The organism is Mastigocoleus testarum BC008 (assembly GCF_001456025.1).
Classification (GTDB): domain Bacteria; phylum Cyanobacteriota; class Cyanobacteriia; order Cyanobacteriales; family Nostocaceae; genus Mastigocoleus; species Mastigocoleus testarum.
Map to the genome: position 1 here is coordinate 36,419 of NZ_LMTZ01000095.1, position 21,715 is coordinate 58,133.

At 37.8% G+C, this 21,715-nt stretch carries 16 protein-coding genes; 10 read left to right on the forward strand and 6 right to left on the reverse strand.

The window, feature by feature from the left end; genetic code table 11:
- The first annotated feature begins 248 nt into the window (after positions 1-248).
- The 4 genes from BC008_RS19825 (at position 249) to aqpZ (ending at position 3,674) form a co-directional block, all read left to right on the forward strand.
- The gene (locus BC008_RS19825) at positions 249-812 is read left to right on the forward strand and encodes a 1,2-dihydroxy-3-keto-5-methylthiopentene dioxygenase (RefSeq protein ID WP_027846629.1); all 564 of its coding nucleotides are present in this window, start codon (positions 249-251) and stop codon (positions 810-812) included.
- Positions 813-970: 158 nt separating this feature from the next.
- Positions 971-1,600 carry an HAD-IB family phosphatase gene (locus BC008_RS19830; protein WP_027846628.1) on the forward strand — a complete coding sequence of 210 codons (630 nt, stop codon included), beginning with the start codon at positions 971-973 and terminating at the stop codon, positions 1,598-1,600.
- Positions 1,601-1,672: 72 nt separating this feature from the next.
- On the forward strand, positions 1,673-2,296 hold the full coding sequence (gene mtnB / locus BC008_RS19835) for a methylthioribulose 1-phosphate dehydratase (protein ID WP_027846627.1): 624 nt from the start codon (positions 1,673-1,675) through the stop codon (positions 2,294-2,296).
- A 601-nt stretch (positions 2,297-2,897) separates the two neighbouring features.
- The gene (aqpZ, locus tag BC008_RS19840; RefSeq protein ID WP_027846937.1) at positions 2,898-3,674 is read left to right on the forward strand and encodes an aquaporin Z; all 777 of its coding nucleotides are present in this window, start codon (positions 2,898-2,900) and stop codon (positions 3,672-3,674) included.
- Between the two features lie 318 nt (positions 3,675-3,992).
- On the opposite strand, the gene BC008_RS19845 is transcribed toward aqpZ, so the two are convergent.
- The gene (locus BC008_RS19845) at positions 3,993-4,292 is read right to left on the reverse strand and encodes a hypothetical protein (protein ID WP_153009624.1); all 300 of its coding nucleotides are present in this window, start codon (positions 4,290-4,292) and stop codon (positions 3,993-3,995) included.
- A 713-nt stretch (positions 4,293-5,005) separates the two neighbouring features.
- The gene (locus tag BC008_RS19850; RefSeq protein WP_036267939.1) at positions 5,006-7,927 is read right to left on the reverse strand and encodes a tetratricopeptide repeat protein; all 2,922 of its coding nucleotides are present in this window, start codon (positions 7,925-7,927) and stop codon (positions 5,006-5,008) included.
- A gap of 302 nt (positions 7,928-8,229) precedes the next feature.
- On the opposite strand from BC008_RS19850, the gene BC008_RS19855 reads away from it, so the two are divergent.
- Positions 8,230-9,021: a thioesterase II family protein gene (locus BC008_RS19855; protein WP_027846045.1), complete on the forward strand. Its 792-nt coding sequence runs from the start codon at positions 8,230-8,232 to the stop codon at positions 9,019-9,021.
- A gap of 37 nt (positions 9,022-9,058) precedes the next feature.
- Entirely contained in the window at positions 9,059-10,123 is a 1,065-nt protein-coding gene (locus BC008_RS19860; protein WP_027846046.1) for an agmatinase family protein, read from the forward strand.
- Positions 10,124-10,336: 213 nt separating this feature from the next.
- On the opposite strand, the gene BC008_RS19865 is transcribed toward BC008_RS19860, so the two are convergent.
- Positions 10,337-10,975: a hypothetical protein gene (locus BC008_RS19865; RefSeq protein ID WP_027846047.1), complete on the reverse strand. Its 639-nt coding sequence runs from the start codon at positions 10,973-10,975 to the stop codon at positions 10,337-10,339.
- 121 nt (positions 10,976-11,096) lie between these two features.
- Positions 11,097-11,450, reverse strand: coding sequence for a DUF4870 domain-containing protein (locus tag BC008_RS19870; RefSeq protein WP_153009625.1), 354 nt, complete (start codon positions 11,448-11,450; stop codon positions 11,097-11,099).
- A gap of 1,099 nt (positions 11,451-12,549) precedes the next feature.
- On the opposite strand from BC008_RS19870, the gene BC008_RS19875 reads away from it, so the two are divergent.
- Both BC008_RS19875 and BC008_RS19880 read left to right on the forward strand, forming a co-directional pair.
- Complete coding sequence (locus BC008_RS19875; RefSeq protein ID WP_058183780.1) at positions 12,550-15,261, forward strand: PAS domain S-box protein; 2,712 nt, start codon at positions 12,550-12,552, stop codon at positions 15,259-15,261.
- Between the two features lie 311 nt (positions 15,262-15,572).
- Positions 15,573-16,169, forward strand: coding sequence for a Uma2 family endonuclease (locus BC008_RS19880; RefSeq protein WP_036267595.1), 597 nt, complete (start codon positions 15,573-15,575; stop codon positions 16,167-16,169).
- On the opposite strand, the gene BC008_RS19885 is transcribed toward BC008_RS19880, so the two are convergent.
- Complete coding sequence (locus tag BC008_RS19885; protein WP_027845823.1) at positions 16,139-16,990, reverse strand: M90 family metallopeptidase; 852 nt, start codon at positions 16,988-16,990, stop codon at positions 16,139-16,141. The two genes, BC008_RS19880 and BC008_RS19885, sit on opposite strands and share 31 nt — an antisense overlap.
- Before the next feature lie 788 nt (positions 16,991-17,778).
- Here BC008_RS19885 and BC008_RS19890 point away from each other — a divergent pair.
- Both BC008_RS19890 and ilvA read left to right on the forward strand, forming a co-directional pair.
- On the forward strand, positions 17,779-18,408 hold the full coding sequence (locus tag BC008_RS19890) for a hypothetical protein (RefSeq protein ID WP_058183781.1): 630 nt from the start codon (positions 17,779-17,781) through the stop codon (positions 18,406-18,408).
- A 147-nt stretch (positions 18,409-18,555) separates the two neighbouring features.
- Positions 18,556-20,067: a threonine ammonia-lyase, biosynthetic gene (ilvA, locus tag BC008_RS19895; RefSeq protein ID WP_027845822.1), complete on the forward strand. Its 1,512-nt coding sequence runs from the start codon at positions 18,556-18,558 to the stop codon at positions 20,065-20,067.
- Positions 20,068-20,239: 172 nt separating this feature from the next.
- Here the strand turns inward: ilvA and BC008_RS19900 are convergent, their stop codons facing one another.
- Positions 20,240-21,580, reverse strand: coding sequence for a TldD/PmbA family protein (locus BC008_RS19900; RefSeq protein ID WP_027846517.1), 1,341 nt, complete (start codon positions 21,578-21,580; stop codon positions 20,240-20,242).
- Positions 21,581-21,715: the final 135 nt, after the last annotated feature.

A 21,715-nucleotide genomic window follows, 5' to 3' on the forward strand; every position in this document is an offset into this window, starting at 1 on the left:
AGATTATTTACCTACGATTTTAAAATAAACTTTAAATCCATGTAGTTTTGTTGCGACTACTACTATTGATTAAATCATTTAAAATTCTAAATATAAAATTTAAGATTCCAACCCATAATTTAATCGTAATTATCTAAAAAGTTTAGTGAATAACAGTTTATATAGATAGTAAAATATAGCTATTGACAGAAACTCATATAATATATGGTTCTTCAAAAGTAAAAATTTTTCAGCAACCGAGGTAATTGATGGCAATTCTTAAACTAGAAGATGGAACCTCCTATACAGATTTGCAGTTAATAACTAATGAGTTAGCATCTTTGAGGATCGCACTTAATTATTGGAGTGTAGGAGACGAACCACATTTACGAGACTTACTCGCAAAAGATAGTCTTACCGAAGATGAAAAGGAAGTGGTACTCCAAGGATTGGATAATTATTTCGAACAACTCAAACAAACTGAAGGTTATCAATCTCGGGATTTGATTGCTTTACACCCAGGTATACCCAATTTAGATAGTTTGTTGTCAAAATTTGAGCGAACACATACCCATGCAGACAACGAGGTTCGTTATATCATTGACGGGGAAGGGGTTTTTGGGTTTGTACGTCCAGATGGAAGCCAAGTTGAGTTAACTATCCAACCAGAAGAATATATTAATGTTCCAGCAGGAACCGAACATTGGTTTTATTTAACACCAAACCGTCGGATCAAAGCAGTACGCTATTTCAGTAATACAGAAGGTTGGGTTCCAGAATATACAGGTACAGAAATTCGCTTTAGTCAGAATCAGTTGACAGTGAACAGTTAACAGTTAACAGTTAACAGTTAACAGTGAACAATGAACAGTTGAAAGGTATTGATAGCTTTAGCCCATAAAGGTGTGTGGTGTTAGCTATAAACTGTTAGCGAAGCGTGCGCGTTCCTAGCGTAAGCGTACCGTAGATATTGCGCATTAACTGAACAAAAGTGGATCGGATAATTTTTTGTGATTTTGACGGGACAATTACTGTTGAAGAAACCTTTGTTGCAATACTGAAAAAGTTTTCTCCTAAAGTTTCTGGAGAACTAATTCCCCAAATGTACACCAGAAAATTAACTTTGCGACAGGGAGTACGACGAATTCTCGAATCTATTCCATCTTCATGCTACGCCGAAATTCTAGATTTTAGCCGAAATCGAGAAATACGACCGGGTTTTGAAGCATTCTTAGATTTTCTTGAAGCTGAATCTGTACCGTTGGTTGTAGTTTCTGGAGGACTCAAAGAAATAGTAAAAACAGTTATGGGTGAATTGGTCAACCGAGTTCAAGAAATTCATGCGATCGACGTGAATACCACAAGTGAATATTTGCAGGTGTTTTCGGAATTTGAAGGGGGAACAGAATTAGTTGCAAAAGTACAGGTGATGGATCGGTACCCATGTGATGAGAAAATAGCAATTGGTGATTCCTTAACCGATCTCAATATGGCGCTACAGACACCAATGGTTTTTGCACGCGATCGCCTTGCGAAATATCTAGACGAACAAGAAAAAAGTTATATTCCCTGGGATGACTTTTTTGAAATCCGCGATTATCTCAAAAAATTGTGGAACTAGAGTCAAATACCCCAACTAACACTACGATTTTAGTTGGGGTGGGACTTGCGAAAAACCATTGAATATTTTTCTATGACCAATACAAGTTTTGTCGATCCTCGTCTAGAGTTAATCGCAGCAGCAAGTCACTTTTATCAGCAAGGTTGGATGGTTGGTACTGCGGGTAACCTTTCCTGTCGGATACCTGATGGTAGCTTTTGGATTACAGCCAGTGGTAGATCTAAAGGTGAATTACAATTGGGTGATTTTATTCGTATGCACCCAGATGGAAGAATAGAACGAGAAGGATCTGCTAATAACTTAAAACCCTCAGCCGAAACTTCCATCCACCAAACTATTTATAGTTTATTCCCCGATGCGATCGCTTGCTATCACGTTCATTCCGTGGAAGCAAATTTAGTTTCTGGATTTACTAATTCAGATAATCTATCACTACCACCTCTTGAAATGCTAAAAGGATTGGGAGTATGGGAAGAAAATCCTAATTGTGAAATACCAGTATTTACCAATCATCTCCAAGTACCGCAAATTGCAGCAGAAATTGAAAAGCGCTTTAGTAAGACATCTCCACAAATACCAGCTTTACTAATTCGCAACCATGGTGTCACTGTTTGGGGAAAATCAACTACGGATGCTCGTAATTATACAGAGTTAGTCGAATATATTTTTCGTTATATGGTTGCATATAAAAAATAAGCTAACGAAAAAGTTATTAGCATAGTGATTTCTACAGGAGCTTGTTGTCAGAGTCTGAGATTATTAATTTCTTCGTGACCGACTTCGTCGGAAGGAAGAAGGAAGACGGAAGAGGGAAGATGTCAATAAGCGCGTTTTCCAAAAAAATCTTCCTTCCTTCCAACAGGAAAGGATGCAAGCCCCGTCCTTCCAGGACCCAGAAGGTTAGAGCCTACGGCGTCGGCGAAGCCTCTGACTAACGTCACGCTATAGCTTCGCTACCTACGGATCCGCTAAGGGAGGAGTACAACCAACTTTGGACGCGCTGCGCGTTCAGCTTGCTGCGTGCAAACGGCAACATAAAACCTTCTTCCTTCTTCCTTCTTCCCTCTTCCTTCGCTGTGACAAGTAATATTTTAAAGTATCTTTCTCCAGGCTCTTACAATAACTTGTATTAAGTATATTAAGTCCTGTATCAGTTTTATCTGCATTAAATCCTGTTAGCAGAAGGATATTTGTAATAATAATTTTGAACGAAGTAAAATTTTATTGTTTTTGAGTGTAATTTAATACTTTTAAGTATTATCGGTTTATCTGAAAACCGTATTAAAAAATACTTGAAATGCCTCTTACAAAACGTTGTTTAGCTGAATTAATTGGTACTTTTTGGCTGGTACTTGGTGGTTGTGGTAGTGCAGTACTCGCAGCTGCTTTTACCGCAGACGCAGCCAAAATTAGTGAAAGTACTTCTTATCCTTTAGGAATAGGATTAGTTGGTGTATCTTTGGCGTTTGGATTGACTGTGATGACAATGGCTTATGCTATCGGTCATATTTCTGGTTGTCATCTCAACCCTGCTGTTTCTATCGGTTTAGCAACAGCAAAGCGTTTCCCCGCAAGGGAACTACCTGGTTATATTGTTTCCCAAGTTTTGGGTGCGATATTGGCTGCAGGTCTTTTATTTGTCATTGCTAGTGGGAAAGCAGGGTTTGAACTAATTGGTTCAAATCCCCTCGCAACCAATGGTTTTGGTCCAGAACATTCTCCCGGAGCTTATTCACTACTTGCTTGCTTTATTGCTGAATTAGTGTTGACTTTTATGTTTCTGTTAATTATCTTGGGGGCTACTGATAGTCGTGCACCTCAAGGTTTTGCTCCTGTTGCGATTGGTTTGGGATTAACTTTGATTCATTTAATTAGCATTCCCGTAACTAATACTTCTGTTAACCCCGCACGTAGTCTAGGTCCTGCGGTATTTGTTGGTGGTTGGGCGATACAACAAGTGTGGCTATTTTGGTTAGCACCTATATTGGGTGCATTTTTAGCAGGATTATTCTACTATTACGTTTTTGAAGTTTCTCCACGGGAAAGAAATTTATCAGAAGCGCAAGGTCAGTAAATCTTGAATTTATAAGAGTTTAGCTTATCGAGAATAATCAAATTTTTGTTGCTTGAACCCGTGGTAATTAAACTTAAAAATTAGTAAGCCTTGCTAAGGGTATATTTTCTGTTCCCTATTTAATGTTTCCTATTTTTGCTCTCTATTCTCTAGCTTGATAATTAATTAGGATCTGCTGAACGACTCCAAAAATTTATACATGTAACTTTTAAGTATCTAGATTATTCTGACTTCCTCTATTGATTCCCAAAGTTTCCCAACAAATTTTTTAGCTAACGCTACGTTATAGCTGAGATGCGAACAGCAAACCCTAATTTTCTAATTCTCACTAGGAACGCGCTCTTTTACCCTTTCTCTTTGGTTTTTACTACCTACAACGCTACCTGCAGCATACCCCAATAAAGTACATAAAATAGGGGTAAAAAGATTATAAAATTCACTATCACGCGAAGAACTTTGAGTATCAGATGTTTTTTCTTGAATTATTGGTTCATTATTAAATACTCCTTCTGTTTGAGTATTTGAAGTAGAGCTTTGAGCGACTAATTGCTGTGAATATATAATTTTAGAACTTATAAATTGAGAAATCGCAGCAGATTTAGAATTAATACCTGTCACGATTACAAAAGTTGTAATAACAAATGCAAATCGGCAATATTTAATCATTTTGAGCTATTTAGGTTGTTTTTAGTGAATAGAAAATGGCGCGTAAACTATTACTTAATAGCTATATTTTTTAGAAAAAATTAAATCGATAAATAGTTATTTAATTGCTAGAATTCTGTCAGTATATCACCATTACTAATACATATTTTGGTACGCAAAAATCAATACTTTTTTTTACAAAATTAAATGAATTGTAGTGAAAGTTTCTGTGTAATTAATTTGAGTTACGGTTAGTCATACCACATCCATTAAACCCAACCGAACTCTGAAGATGAAGGTAGCACAGGTATAAAAAGAGTGTCAGTGTAGCTCTATACTTAAAAGTAAAATTACCATAGCTAATTGTTAGTGAAGCAGGACACCTAAGTACCCAAACCATGCTATAGCAATCCTAAATAATTCGTGTTAGCCGGATCAAAGATGAACGCGGTACCGTAGGTAAAAATAAATATTGTAGAGACGTTGCAGAGCCTGCGGCGTCGGCGTTAGCCTCTGCAACATCTCCTAAGAAACTTACACTCGAAAGCTTATAAAATCGTACTTTTTGATTTTGTGAGCGTGAGTTTATTTTGTGTTTTGTGGAGGAGAATACCCAACCCCTCCTTACCCGCTCTACAGAAATCACCCGTTCATAAATCAAATACGATTGCTATAACAGTTAACTGTTAACTTTCTTTCTCGCTCATCATATGCTTGAAACGCTGGTCATTAAGAATTCCTTCAAAATCCGGATCTGTTGTAACTTCTTGACGATATTTGGGGTTGATTTCAACTGCCTTTTTGAGATTATCTACAGCTAAACTAACTTTGTTCTGAAATACGTAGCAAATTGCTTTGTTATAGTAAGCACTGGCGTAATCTTTTTGAATTTCCAAAGCTTTATCAAAACTACTCAAAGCTTCTTCATCTCGTTCCAATTGAATTAAGACATAACCCCGTTTATCCCAAGCTTTAGGAGAAGGATTAAGTTCAATTACTTTATCAAATGAATTCAATGCATCTTCATAACGTTCTAAAACTTCTGAAGCTAAACCACGATTCATCCAAGCAATACCGTTATCTGCTTGTACTTCAACAGCTTTATCAAAGGATTTAAACGCATCTTCGTGACGTTGTAATTTTCCGAGTAAAACCCCTCTATCAACCCAAGCTTGATGATAATCTTCTTTTACTGCTAATGCTCGATCAAAAGCTTTAATTGCATCTTCATAACGTTTTAATCTTCCCAAACTCATACCCAAAACAAACCAAGCTTTCTCGTTTTTGGGATCAGATTTAACTACTTTACCAAAAGTTGCGATCGCGGCTTCATATCTCCGCAGCTCCATGAGTGCGAGTCCGCGATGATACCAAATATTGGAATTATCTGGTTGCAGTTCTAGAACTTTATCAAAGGAAGCGATCGCATCTTCGTAACGTTTCAATTCCCAGAGTGCCATACTCCGGGCTTCCCATCCATCTATATTATTAGGTTGAAGTTCTAAGGCTCGATCGTAAGCTGCGATCGCTCCTTCATAGTTTTGCTGTGCAAAAGCTTGATTCCCTTGGTCAATAAATTCACTGGGATTTAAGAATAGTTGCGGATTACTTGCTTGTAATTTTTCTAATGGTTCCGTTAAAGTTTGAATTTTTTGTGTTAATTCTGCGATCGCGCTTTCAGCGATTTGCGTGGGGGAAATTTCCGCCAGTTTTTGCAAAATTTGTTGTTTTTCGCTCTTAGCATCGGATTGTATCAGTTCTAATTGTTCAGCTAAAACAGTTTCTAGTTTATCCAGTCTTTCTAAGGTTAGATTCTTACGCGCTTGGACTACATCCAATAAAGTATTAAGTTGGTTGCTAGACTCGGTTTCCAACCGTTTCAAACTTTGAATAGTTTTATCTTTCTGGGCTTTAATATTTACTGCAGAACCAGAAACACTGTTAGCAAATTCAGTTTGTAAGTTTTGCAAGTTTTGCAATGTTGCATCCCTAAGGGACTGAATTTCTGAGAAGAACGCTGCGATTTGACTCTTAACTTCATTTTCCGATTTTTGCAGATGTTGCAAAGTTTGCTGTCTTTGTTCGTTGACTCCAGATTCGGAATTGGATATGCGAGCAACAACCTCAGTTTCTAGGGTTTGAATGTTATTTTGAGTCTGTTCAGTTTGTTGTTGGATTTGAGATTGTGCATCTGTTAATTGAGCAGTAATTTCTGTTGCTAGTTGCTCTAAATTTTGTAACGCTAATACTTGTTGCTGTTGGGCTTTCTCCCTCGCGCTAGCTTCCAAATCTGCAAGTTGAGGCGCAAACTCATTTTCTAATTGTTGCAGATCAGTAATAATTTTATCCCTTTCCTCTTGGGCTTTTCCTTTGAGTTGGGAAAGTTGAGAAACAAACTCCGATTCAGTATCGGTGAAACTTTTAAGAACTTCTAGTTTCTCGGTCTGCAAATCAGCCTTTAATTGGGAAAGAGCAGTTGTAAATTCATTACTAGACTGTTGGAAATGCTGCAAAGTAGTATCTTTTTCTCCTTGCATGTTTTCCAGTAGTAATTCCATTTGCGGTGCAAATTCAGATTCCAATTTTTGCAGATTTTCTAAAATCAAATCTCGTTGTGTTTGCACCGATGCTTGCATCTCACCAATTTGAGTTGCAAAATCTGTTTCCGACTGCTGTAATTCTTCAAATAAGCTATCTTTGCGTTGACTGATTTGTGTTTGTAATTCTTCAACTTGAGGAGTTAAATCTGCAGCCAAATGTTGTAAGGAAACTAAAGTCAAATCCCGTTGTGTTTCTGCTGCAGATTGAAGTTCTTTTAATTGATTTGTAAAATCTGTTTCCGATGTTTGTAATTTTTCGAATACCTTACCTTTCTGCTCTTGTAATTCAGTTTCTAGTTCTTCTAGACGTGGAGTAAATTCAGTACTTAATTTTTCTAGGTTTTGAATAATTGAGTTACCGCGCTCTTCTGTATTTGTCTGTAATAAGGTAACTTGAGTTGCAAAATCTGTATCAATTGTTTGCAGTTCTCGTTGAAAAGAACCGACCTGCGTCTTAATCTGATTTAATGCTTCTTCTTTGGATTCAGATAACAGTGTAACTATCTCTGATAGTTTTTCTCGCTTGACGTTGATATCTTTTTTCAAACTTTGCGCTTCATCATTTAACTCATCCGCAATTTCTTCTGCTTCACCAACGAGTTCTTCAACTTTTTTATTTGCGCTAATAATTCTAGTTTCTAAATCTTTCAGTTCCTTCAGGTGTTCTGTAACAATACTTGCAACTTCTCGCAACACTGCTCGTCTTAAAAATATTAAAGCTGCGACCCCGGCAGCTAATATCAAGCCCAAAGTGACAAGTAAAATGATAATTATTGGGTGAATTTGTGCCTCGACTTGTCTTCTCAATTCTTGTCTTTGGATTTCCAAGTCTTGGCTATTTGGAGTCGTTTGGGCAATAATTGTTTGGGAAATCTGGGGTTGATTCCTATTTCCAGAGCTTTCGCTAATTGCGTATGCTTTATTGATTCCAACAGATATTAAGCACGTAGAAAGAAGAATATTGCTGAACGACACCAATAAAAATATCTTGGGAATATAGCGTTTCACAATTCACTTCCTTTATCTGTTGGTTATAGACAATTACTTGGACAGGTCACCTCCCTAATTTGGGCAATGACCCCATAAAGCATAAGCTATATGGCAAGTAATTGCTTATATTAACTTTAACAATTTTGCTAAATTTCTTGTACTTACATTCTTGTACTTACACAACTTACTCAAATTGACATGCTAAGCACTGTATCCCACTCTTGTAAACTGAAAATACCTACATCAGTGGGAAAAACTGGGTTTTGTGTCCGACATCGTACAGCTGAAGTCTATATCCGCGAATAATATTTGTGAAATTTGTGAACAATCGCAACCAATTTCTTAATCCTTGGGTTACTTGTCCTAAACCCAATCCTGATGCACAATTACGATTATTTTGCTTTCACCACGCAGGAGGTGGAACTCTAAGTTTTCGCAATTGGGCTGATGAGTTATTCCCTGCAATTGAGGTATACCTAATTCAATTACCCGGACGTGAAAGACGACTAATGGAAAGTGCTTTCACCAGAATTGAACCTTTAATTCAAGAGCTAAAACCGGCGATTATTCCTTACCTGAAGCAACCTTTTGCTTTTTTAGGGTATAGCATGGGTAGTTTAATTGCATTCGAACTAGCTCGTAGTTTGCGTCGCGATCGCTTCGCGCATCCCCAAAGGGGATATCGCGAAATATCTCCTAACCATCTATTTGTTTGTGCTCGTCGCGCACCTCAACTTCCTCCAACTAAAAAACCAATCTACGAATTACCAGAGTCAGAGTTTTTGCAAGAATTACGTTGTTTGGGTGGTACTCCTGAAGAAATCCTTGCAAATAAAGAACTAATGGCGCTTTTTATCCCAACGTTACGGGCAGACTTTGCAGTTATTGAAACTTATAATTATTACGATGAGCCACCTTTAAACTGTCCAATTACCGCATTTGCTGGGTCAGAAGATACAGAAGCTAGTCGCGAAGAATTAGCAGCTTGGAGTTCACAAACTGCTGCTGACTTTAATTTACATATTTTACCAGGTGACCATTTTTTCCTAAACTCTTCACGTTCTAGGTTGCTGCAAATAATTGATACAGTATGTCATCAGATAAATCTTTAACATTATATGCTGCAGTCAAATACCTTCTGAGTCTCTTATGGCGAATTTCCAAGATTACGATCCCAGCGATGTAGGTCAAGTTAATGGTAATATTTTTGGCTTACCTTTCGATTATGAGTCTGCAAAACTAATTATCTTTCCCGTACCTTGGGAGGTTACTGTTTCCTATGGTGCGGGAACTGCTAATGCACCACAACGAATTTTGGATGCTTCTCCACAATTGGACCTGTTCGATTTTGATCACTCTGATGGATGGAAACAGGGAATTTTTATGATAGGTATTCCCCAAGATGTTGTAGATAAAAATGAATATTACCGAAACCAAGCAGCAAAAATCATTGAACGATTAGAACAAGGTCAATCCCTAACTATTGAACCAGATTTAACCGCTGTGCTTACAGAAATTAACCAAGCGAGTGAAGAAGTTAATCAATGGTTATATCAACAATGTCAACAAGCTATAAGTGATGGGAAACGAGTTGCAGTTATTGGTGGAGACCATAGTTCCCCGTTGGGATATTTCCAAGCATTAGCTGCCAATTATCATGATTACGGTATATTACATATTGATGCTCATGCAGATTTACGGGATGCTTACGAAGGATTTAAATTTTCCCACGCATCAATCATGTTTAATGCAATGGAAATACCGCAGATATCAAAACTAGTACAGGTGGGATTGCGAGATATTTGCCATGATGAAGTGGAAATGATTGAGCAATCTAACGGTAGAATCATTGCTTTCTACGACTCAAAAATTAAACAAAGGCTTTACTCTGGAAGCAGTTGGATTGAACTATGTCGAGAAATTGTTAGTTATTTACCACAAAACGTTTATATCAGCTTTGATGTGGATGGTTTAGATCCAAAACTGTGTCCAAATACCGGTACTCCGGTTCCTTCTGGATTAGAGTTAGAGCAAACTTTTTGTCTATTTCGGGAATTGGTAAATAGTGGGAAAAAAATTATTGGGTTTGATGTTTGCGAAGTTGGTGATGCACAATGGGATGGGAATGTAGGAGCGCGGATAGTTTATAAGTTAGCGAATTTGATGGATTTATCGCAGGAGTCAGGAGTCAGGAGTAATATCATGTCTGGATAATCAGTTATGACAAGAGAAGCACTTTGCAATACTCCTGGCTGCAAATATTACTCCATCCGGTTAACTTCAGCTACGACGATTAGATTTCAATTTTAGGGTAGACCACAATCTGTTTCAGTGCGTCCGTTGCAACGCGATTGTTAGGCTAAAACAAACTGAACTTTCCAGTTTGATATGAGAATAAAATATGTTGACACAACAATAGATTCCTACTTAACGCCTACTCTTTGGCTTATTTTTTTGAGGGGATGAAAGCTTTAGCTCTTCAGCCAAAGGCGTTATAACTATTTCATCAATTTCAATCGGTAGTTTATAAAGCAAAAAATCATACTGTTTTTCCCATTCCTGGGATAAAGTATCATCTCCTTTTTCGATCAAAGGCATTAATGTTTCATCAATTCTCTTGATAAGATTTTCTTCAAAGAAACACAACAGCTGATTGTATAGGTCGTTTGATACTAAACGCGCAGCCTTACTAATCTCAAGTCTAATATTACTAAATAAGTCCCATGATTTCACGTCATAATTTTCTACTGCGGCTATATATTTCTCTGAGTTCGAGTGAACTTTATAGTAGCAAACTGCAAGAGCTAGAAGTTGCAGTTCCCATAGTGACTTAGAAATGTTCTCCAAAAGATTTATTTGTGCATCAACTATATTGGCTGATCGTTTTAAGTCTGCCTCATACTCCATTTTTGCTCGGAGCTTCCTTGCATCAATTCCCTTGAGAACATGAGGAATAAAAAGACCACTTACTCCCGCTGTAAGTATTAAAAAGATTACTCTATCCAGGAAATTTTGATTTAGCAATAAAGTCTTTAGGGTATCTAAAAATTCCTGGCTAAATTTCATAAGCAAGTTCCAAGCTGGAAATCGTTAATATAAGGATATCGAGTTCATTGGGGATAAAACTATTTTACGGAAGATCTCAAGCAAGACTTCAAGAGTTTTGACGATCATTTCATTTAAGAATTCATTTAAGAATAGTGAGAGAAAAGGGATATTTCCAAAATTCACTGTTATTTGCTTTTATCCCAGCAATAATTGGGAAAAGAACTCCAAGTACTCCCAAAAGAGCTAGTAGCGGTATTCCAATGAATACAATAGTTAAACAAGAAAATATTGCACCATAAATTAATGATGAGATTAACCAATTAACAGCCATTTTGCCATGAATATCTAAGATTGGTAATTCATCTTTTTTGAGTTGCCAGATGATTACTGGTGCAATAAATCCTCCAAATGGAATTATATAACCACCTAATAATGACAAATGTAGAAACATTGCCCATAGGTTGGCTTCTCGCTCTTGATTTTGCATTGTCATTAAAGAACCTCTACAAAATTGATGGATTTATTTTACTTATATTAAGTACTTAAAAAAATCAGCTATTATGCTTGCCTGGGTGATTTCTTGGCATGAGTCCAATGGCTTTATTATGGAACGATATTTAACAATTAAATATTAATAAGGTTAGCTTTTTGTTGTTTTTCAAATAAAGCATAAATTAATGAGACAAGCATAATTAGGATTTCAGCCCAATAAGTGCAGTAAATTAATTCACACACCAGATATTTCACTGCAAAACTGGAACGCACAAAATAAAGCATATTATTTAATTATACAGCAATGTAGTTAAGAGGATTGATGCGGGTTAACCGTGTAATTCTTAATAATTTATAGCAAGAATGTAAATTTTTTCGTAAAATAATACACTGCCTCAAGTATCCATTAACTTGAAAGGGGTGTATAACAAAATTATTGGTATATTAATCCAAAGTTGTACCAATCCAAAGTGTTGTGGCAAATTCCCCTACCGATCAACAATTGATTTATTAATAAATATTTTGCTTGCAGTATCAAAATCTGATGGTAATATCATGTCCGGTAAAACACTTGTAATAAGGTTAGTAGTAGCGCTTTAGCGCGATAGACAAACATTGGCGCTAAAGCGCTACTACAAACATATTTTTTCATAAGTAATTAAGCGGACATCATATAAATCATAAACCTGCTATCGTACCACAGGTTCGTGAGATGAAAAACCAGATATTTTGTTAATCAAAAACGAGTTTTAAATTGTTACGATAAATTTATTTGTCTCAAGACAATAAAACTAAATTATCTCGAATAAAAGTGACGATATCCTAATTTGTACGCCTCACTAGTGCACCTGAATGCTACGTTTAATAGGCAATTTATGTTAATTGTATAGTTGATTTACACTATCTTATACGATACAGATTGAATTGTACTCCTCACAAATTCCTCACTTTTTTGTTTTAAATCTGGAAATAAACAAACAGACAAACCCTTGATATTGTGAGTATAACTCTGCCTAAAAGCAAAATGTTACTTTAAATTTATATCAATAATTTTATAATGCTTACACATTAAAACATCCAGTCCAATTGCCTCCTTAATTATGGAAAGCAACTCCTTCGAAAATTGGCCAACCTTGGAACAGATTGTTGATGCTACTACAGCTAAGCGTTATCGCACTCCTTTAAAAGTGACACCAGATACATCCGTTTTTGAGGCAATCACCTTAATGAACCAGGGAGATTGCAGTTGTGTTTTAGTTGCCGATGGGATGAAGTTAGTAGGGGTATTCACAGCACCAGATATAGTCAAGCTAATTGGGGCAGGAAAAAATTTATCCCAGATCAAGATTAAAGAGGTGAATACAAAGCCAGTTACTAGTCTGACCCTTACTGGTTGTGAAAATATTTTCACCGCCTTATCTTTAATGCACTCTTCACAGGTTCCTTACTTAACGCTACTGGATCGCCAAGGTCAATTGCTTGGTTTAGTTACTCAAGACCAAATCCAACAACAAGCAGAAATTGCTCTACAGCAGAACAAACATAAATTTCGAGCGATTTTTGATAGTACATTTGAATTTATGGTGCTGCTAAGTCCTGAGGGAATTGCGATCGAAGCGAATCAAACTGCATTAAATGCTATTGCTGCTCAGCGCTCGGATGTAATTGGACAACCTTTTTACAAAATCCCCTGGTGGGCTGATTTTCCCCAACAGCAGCAGCAATTGCAACAAGCGATCGCCAAAGCCGCCAAAGGTGAATTAGTGCGTTTTGAATCCAAACATATTTGGACTTCGGGAACATTTGCTTTTGTAGATTTTTCCCTCAAGCCCTTTTTTGATTCAGAAGGTAAAGTTGTGATGCTAATTTTAGAAGGACGGGATATTACCACTCTCAAGCAAGCTGAATCAAAGCTCCAGGTAAGCCAAACCAAATTTGAGGCATTGGTTACCAATATGCCAGGGATGGTCTACCGCTACTTTCCTAATACCCCAGAGTGCCCACATCATTTTACCTATGTCAGTGAACATTCCTACCAATTGCTAGAATTAGCGCCACAGAAGATTGTCGAGGATGCCGATACATTCATAAATTTGATTCACCCAGAAGATTTACCATCTTTCTTGACTTCTGTAACTCATGCTGTTGAAAACTTTTTACCCTGGCACTGGCAAGGACGAATCACAACCCCATCGGGAATATTGAAGTGGATTGAGGGCAATTCCCAGGCGCAAAAAACATCCCAAGGAGATGCCTGGGATGGGTTGTTGATTGATATTAGCCAACGCAAACTCACCGAGCAGAAAATTGCTCAACAAGCCGCTTTAATTGATATCGCTACCGATGCAATTTTTGTCCGAGATTTAGACAATTGCGTCTTATTTTGGAGTGAAGGAGCTCAACGCTTATATGGTTGGACTGCTACAGAAGCTATTGGCAAAACTGCCCATGAGTTGTTTCATACCGAATCTTCTTCTCAACTCGCTCAAGGTCTTAGTCTTGTTCTAGATCGAGGTTTCTGGCAAGGTGAGCTAAAACAAGTTACTAAAAATGGTCAAGAAATTATAGTTGTTAGTCGCTGGACTCTAGTGCGGGATGAATCTGGGCAACCCAAATCTATTCTTGCTGTTAACAGCGACATCACCGAAAAGAAAAAATTGGAGCAACAGTTCTACCATTCCCAGCGCTTAGAAACCATTGGTACTTTGGCTACTGGCATTGCCCATGACTTCAACAATCTTCTTACCCCTATTCTTACCATTGCTCAATTGCTTCCCCTTAGATTCTCCAATATCGATCAAAACACTCAACAGCTCTTGACAATGGTTGAGAATAGTGCAAGGCGCGGGGCTGATTTAGTTAAGCAACTTCTTTATTTCAATCGGGGAACAGAGGGTAAGCAAGTTACCATCCAATTAGAATACTTGCTTGAAGAAGTAATTAGTATTGCTCAAAGTACCTTCCCCAAAACCATAGATATATCCAAACAAATTCCAAAAAAGAAACTGGGGCTAATTTTGGCTGATAGTACCCAAATTCATCAAGTATTCATGAATGTTTTGATCAATGCACAGGATGCAATGCCTAATGGCGGAAATTTAACCATAAAGGCGCAAAATCGCTACCTAGATGAAAATTATGCCCGCATGAATTGGCAAGCCAAGGTTGGTTCCTATGTTATCGTTACAATTTCTGACACCGGAGTCGGTATTCCACCACACCTAACAAAGCGAATTTTCGACCCTTTTTTCACTACTAAAGAATTTGGTAAAGGTAAAGGACTGGGACTGGCTACTGTAGAAGGTATTGTCAAAAGTCATGGTGGCTTTGTCAAAGTTGATAGTCAACTGGGAAAGGGTACCCAATTTGAGGTGTTTTTACCAGCTGTAGAAGGAACACCTTGCTTGCAAAACTCATCAGAGAATCTACTGCCAAAGGGCAACGGTGAGTTGATTCTGATTGTAGATGATGAAGAAATTATTCGACAGACTACAAAAACTTCTTTACAAAACTATAACTATAAAACTCTTCTTGCCAAGGATGGAATTGAAGCGATTACCATCTATGCCGAACACAAAAAGGAAATCAGCCTTGTTCTCATGGATCTTATGATGCCGAATATGGATGGATTAACAACTATCCGCGCTATTCATAAGATTAACCCCCATGTTAAGGTCATTCCTACCAGTGGACTTCCTGCGGACCCTGGAAAAACTTTCCCCCCCAATATTAAAACTTTTTTGTTGAAGCCTTATACCATTGAACAATTATTAAATGCTGTAAATTCACATCTTTCACCAAATATTTCTTAGCAAATCTGTCTCGTGGGAAAAATCTGCATGAGTTACTTCCCATACCACCGCTACCAAATTCTGCGAGTTTTTCAATCAACTCTCCAAGCTGACTAATATGATGTTCGCTTAATTACTTATGAAAAAATATATTTGTAGCAGCGCTTTAGCCCCAATATTTGTCTATCGCGCTAAAACGCTACTACGAAACTTATTACAAGCGTTTTGCCGGACATGATATAACACTTCCTTGAAATTAATTAAAATAGTGGAATCAAGACAAGATTATTTACTTATCCCACCAAAAAAGCCTTGAGGGTTCAAATCGCATGATGACGCAAGCTGAAGAGAAAAAACTTTATACGCCCGAAGAATACCTCGAATATGAAGTAAACTCAGAAGAACGTCATGAATATATTGGTGGTGAGGTTGTTCCTGTGACTGGTGGAACCCCAAATCATAATCAAATTGCTCTCAACCTTAGTGGTACTCTAAATTTTGCACTTAAACGTCAACCCTATCGAGTTTTCGTCACAGATCAACGAGTTTGGATTCCAAAAAAACAGATTTATACTTATCCTGATGTGATGGTAGTTCAAGGTGATTTGCAATTACAATCGGGACGGCGAGATACAGTCACCAACCCGTTAATAATTGCTGAAGTTCTATCAGATTCCACTAGAAACTACGACAAAGATAAGAAGTTTTTGGCTTATCGAACAATTCCTGGCTTTGTTGAATATCTCCTCATTGACCAATATACGATGTATGTCGAGCAATATTTTAAGACAGGTCAAAACAGCTGGACTTTTTCAGAATATTATGATGTGAATGAAACAGTTACTTTAAATTCAATTTCCTTAGATTCAATTCCCTTTAGAATAACGCTTGCAGATATCTACGATAAAGTTGATTTTGAAGACTGTTGAACCCAACGCTTAGGATCTAGCCTATAATAACCTTGTAATAAACGATAAAGAGCCGGACGTTTTTTGATTAATTCCTGTGGTTTTTCAAAAAAAGTTTCAGTTGCTACAGCAAAAAATTCTGCAGGGTTAGTTACACCATATCTATCTAATACTGTATCTACTCCTTTCTGAACGTCTTCACACAGTTGCTTGTATTCTGCGGTCATCACCTTAGACCAGGTGGAGTAGTCTGATTTCCGTCGCAAAATTGGAACCCCTTCAGCTTGACCATCTTCTTGATCTAACTGATGAGCAAATTCATGTAATACAACGTTATGTCCATTTCCCCAGTTGCAAGTATCTTGTTTTACCTGCTCCCAAGATAATATTAATTGGTCAGTTGTCCATGATTCTCCCAATCTTGCAACTAAACTTTCTTCAACAATATGATTTCCGGTGACAGTGGTTTGTTTTACTATATAAGCAGTTGGATAAATTAAAATTGAACGCAATCGAGGAAAATATTGTCCTCGTTCGTTAAGAAGTAGCAAACAAGCATTTGCAGCAATTAACAGTTTCATTTCTTCTGTTAAATGTAATCCAGCACAACCAATAAATTGTTTTTCTGCTAAAAATACTTGAATGTGTCCCTGAAGGCGTTTGCGTTCCCCAGGGGAAAGATAAGAATAAATGGGAAGATGGTCGTCAATAATAAAATTCCAAAGTCGGGGAAAAGAACGACGTTGCAGACGTTTTCTGGCTTTTTTTACTAAAATTGGGCTTATTAAGATCGTTATTGCAATAAGGAAGCTGACAAATAAAACAATAATTGCTTCGAGCATCGATTTTAATTATTTTATATTGCAGTGCAATTTCGAATTGCCATGCTTTATTTGCAAATTTAACAATTATTGCGAACTATCGTCGATATTGTATATCGAGTGGTCATATATTGTATCCCTATCTTCATAATATTTGTAGAAAAAATTTATCCAGATCGAACATCAGAAACTGATGATGATAATCTCTGTAAAAAAACTAAATATTATACCGACGGATTAATCAAAATATAAATTGACATCAGGAAAAACGTAACGCAATATCTATAGCCGTGATAGCCCATCAGACGCATACAGTCCCAATACAGTTGAGATAAGAAGACTGAACCATTTGGTAGAGACCTTTGCAGAGGCTAACGCCGACGCCACAGGCTCTGCAACCTCTCTACACGCCCAAAACAATTATGGTTTAACTTTAACTGAACTGTATTGCATGCAGTCTGATATCAAGTCCGCTTAATTAGTTACTATATGACCCTATTGAAAAGACGGTGGTTATTACCTAATAACCCTTTTACTTATTACTGTGCGCTTACGCTAACATTACTCATTACTTCGCCCCCACAGATGTGATAACTGTTTAGCCGGACGTAATATGACCCTACTTCCTTTTGCAGGAGGTGAGAAATAAGGTAAAGCAAAAAGACTCTATAGGTAAGTCGTAAATCTTATAACTTGTTTTCGAAAAGTTCAGTGTGTAATATCCATGAGGAAGAACTGCTAACTTTGGTTTAACTTGTAACAATCATTAACTGTATTCCACTAAACTACACCTGCTTATACTTATAGTTATGAAAAGAAAAATATTGTTCGCAAGCTCGATCGCGACTGGAATCATTGCTTTGACATCACAAATATCACCTGCACGAGAATTACCAAACCTCAAACAAAATATTCCTTATGCGAAAGCTAGAAATATGCTAATAAATGCTGGTTGGAAACCATTATTTAATAAAGAACAGGTAAATAATCCTAATAGAGGAATAACAATAAATAATTTCATTGAAAAGAAAGGATATACCGAAATCGTAGATTGTTCGGGTACCGGTTTAGGGCTTTGTCTTTTTCAATTCAAGAATGCTGATGGAGAAAAATTATTTGTTACCACTGCAAACAATTTTGAAGATAAAGAAACTGTTTTTGGTTGGCGAATTGAGCAACAGTCAAAAACATCAGTAAAAGTAAATACAAGTTGTGTACCTCATGATAGTACATCCCGTATTCTGTCGAGTCCAAAACCAAACGATATCCATCCTAATTGGAGTGGTGACAATTATGTTGGTAAATCTTGGAGTTTCAAAGCTAAAAATGTTGTTAAAAACAACACGGTGACTTATTTAAAAGGTGATTTGTACTCTCCACAAGGAGGACTTATAAATAAAGATATTTTTATCATACAAAATGAGTGGGAGTGTAAATGAATAGTAACCTTAGCACTATATATTATGTAGCATTTTTAGTTGGCTAAACTAACTAGGATTTAATAGTTGAAAATATTATCGAATAAACATGTCCCCAAATTAGCGTAAAATAAAACTCCGTAAGGCATCTACCAACTCATTCGCCCCATGTTCTGCGATTACCTCGTACAAATACTCACAGCTCGCGTATATGATGTTGCCCAAGAATCACCCCTTGACCACGCCCCAAATTTATCGAAACGTTTAAATAATAAACTTCTGCTTAAAAGAGAAGACATGCAATCGGTGTTTTCTTTTAAACTCCGGGGAGCCTACAACAAAATGGCACAACTACCCCCAGATATCTTAAAACAGGGTGTAATTGCTGCATCAGCGGGAAATCATGCCCAAGGTGTCGCCCTCGCAGCCAGTAAACTAGGTACGCAAGCTATTATTGTGATGCCAGTAACTACACCCCAAGTAAAAATCAATGCCGTCAAAGCTCGGGGTGGAGAGGTTGTTTTACATGGAGATACCTATGATGATGCTTGCGTCCATGCTCGCGAACTAGAAGCAGAAAAGGGTTTAACTTTTATCCATCCCTTTGACGATCCCCATGTAATTGCCGGACAAGGTACAATCGGCGTGGAGATTTTGCGTCAGTATCAGCAACCGATTCATGCAATTTTTGTTGCTATTGGTGGCGGTGGTTTAATTTCGGGGATTGCAGCCTATGTTAAACGGTTGCGTCCGGAAATTAAGATTATTGGGGTTGAGCCTGCTGACGCCGATGCGATGTATCAATCCTTGCGCTTGGGTCGTCGAGTACGTTTACCTCAGGTGGGTTTATTCGCCGATGGTGTAGCGGTGCGACAAGTTGGGGAAGAGACTTTTCGCCTGTGTCAAGAGTTTGTAGATGACATCATTCGGGTAGATACTGATAATACCTGCGCTGCCATTAAAGATGTATTTGAAGATACTCGGTCAATTGTGGAACCAGCTGGAGCACTAGCGATCGCAGGGGCTAAAGCCTATGTAGAACGGGAAGGAATTGAGGATAAAACATTGGTTGCGATCGCTTGTGGTGCAAATATGAATTTTGACCGCTTGCGGTTTGTTGCCGAAAGGGCAGAATTAGGGGAACGTCGAGAAGCAATATTTGCAGTAACAATCCCAGAGGAAGCGGGAAGTCTGCGTAAGTTTTGTGAATGTATCGGCAAACGTAACCTCACAGAATTTAACTATCGCATCGCTCATGAGAGGGAAGCCCAAATTTTTGTCGGGATCCAAATTCAAAACCGTGCTGATGGGGTAAATATTGCCGAAATAATTAAAAATAATGGTTTTGCAATCATTGACTTAACCGATGATGAACTAACCAAAATGCATTTACGGCATATGGTTGGCGGACGTTCGCCCCTCGCCCATAATGAGCTATTATATCGATTTGAATTTCCCGAACGTCCCGGCGCGTTAATGCAGTTTGTTGGTTCCATGAGTCCCAACTGGAATATTAGTTTATTCCACTACCGCAATAATGGTGCAGATTACGGACGAATTGTGGTTGGGATACAGGTTCCACCAGAAGAAATGAAAGAATGGCAAGCATTTTTAGATACTTTGGGTTATCAGTATTGGGATGAGAATAAAAATCCCGCCTACAAGTTGTTTTTGGCTTGAGGATAGGGATTGGGAGAAATGAGTAATAAGTAATGTTAGCGCAGCGGGGCGCGTAAGCGCACAGTAATGAGTAATAAGTAACAAGTAATGAATAAGAAGTAATGAGAAAAAATTACCAATTACCAATTACCCATTACCAATTACCAATTACCCATTACCTAATCCCCAATCCCTACTCCCCAGTAATCGAAAGACCTTCAACCCAAATTCTGGGACAGACTCCTCCAGGGGTTAATTCTGGTTCTTTCTCGACAAACACAATCGATTTCATAACTTCGAGGAAGTCTCCTGCGACGGTTGCAGAGTCAATACTGGTTTTTACACCTTTATTCACTAACCAACCATCAAAGGGTAAGGAAAAAGAACCTTGCAAGGATTTGACTCCAGCGTGGAGAGCTTGCAAATCGTCAATGAAAACAACATTTTCCGCCGTATCTAAACTAAATTCTTTTTCTACAGTTGCGCCAGCGTAAACGTGATAGAAGTTAGGACTAACTGTTACTTTAGCCCCAATGTTAGCGTTTCCTGTGGGCTTAGCATTCATTCTTTTCGCCGTACCCGCGCTGTGAAGGAAGTTTTTTAAGATTCCATTTTCAATTAAGGAAACCTTACGAGTGGGAGTTCCTTCTCCATCAAATGTTTCCGCCCCAATATTTGCTGGATGTAAAGAATCATCGCAGACTGAAAGTAAGGGGGAAGCTATTTCCTTTCCTAGGTCGTCAGCCTTCGATAAACTTTGATTATCCAAAATACTTTGGGCATTGTACAAATTAGAAAAAGCACCGAGCAAGCTTAAGAAAGCATCAGGGGAAAAAACAACGGTGTACTTACCGGTTTTGATTTTTTCGTAGTTTAAGTGGCTGATGGTTTTATCTGTGGTTTCTTTGACACAACCATCAAGATCCAACTCACTCAAACTTTTACTCAATCTAAAAGCACCTGCACTCCGGGGTTTTTTCCCTTCTTCTTCGGTTTTACTGTACAAGAAAACTGAAGTATAGGAATGGGATTCGCTTCTCATTGCACCGTCGCTATTGAGATAAAACTTATCGATACCTCTTTGCGCTAAACGGTTATATGGAACGCTTTCAATCGCCGGATGAGCTTCAACTACATCCTTTTCAGCTTTTAATAGTTTTTCAATCAGTTCTGAAACAGAAGCAGGTTCAGCTTTTTCCTCTTGCCTAACGTCAATCTTAACGGTAGCCTCAGGACTAAAATCAGGTACATTTTCTTTAACACCAAAAAAACTTGCTTCGTAAGCAGTTTGTAATGCTAGTTCCAATCCCTTGGAATTCACATCGGTGGTGCTAGTAACGCCCATGGTATTTTCGTCGTTCCATACCCTAACCGTTACACCAGAAAGATTTGAAGCTTTTACCTGTTCTGGTTCGCCTTTATCTACTTGAACGCTAGTTTGGTCGGTAACCGCACCATAAATATCAAACTTCTTAATTCCCAGTTTGCTAGCACTTTCTTTCGCCGCAGTTGCAATTTCTTTAATACTCGCCATAGTTTAAAAAGTCAAAAGTTATTAGCGTAGCGTGTCCGTAGGACATAAATCAAAAGTTGTAGAGACGTTAAATGTCACGTCATAAAAGTCGAAAACTAAAAAATATGTCTGTGTGCTGGATCGGTATTACTGAGA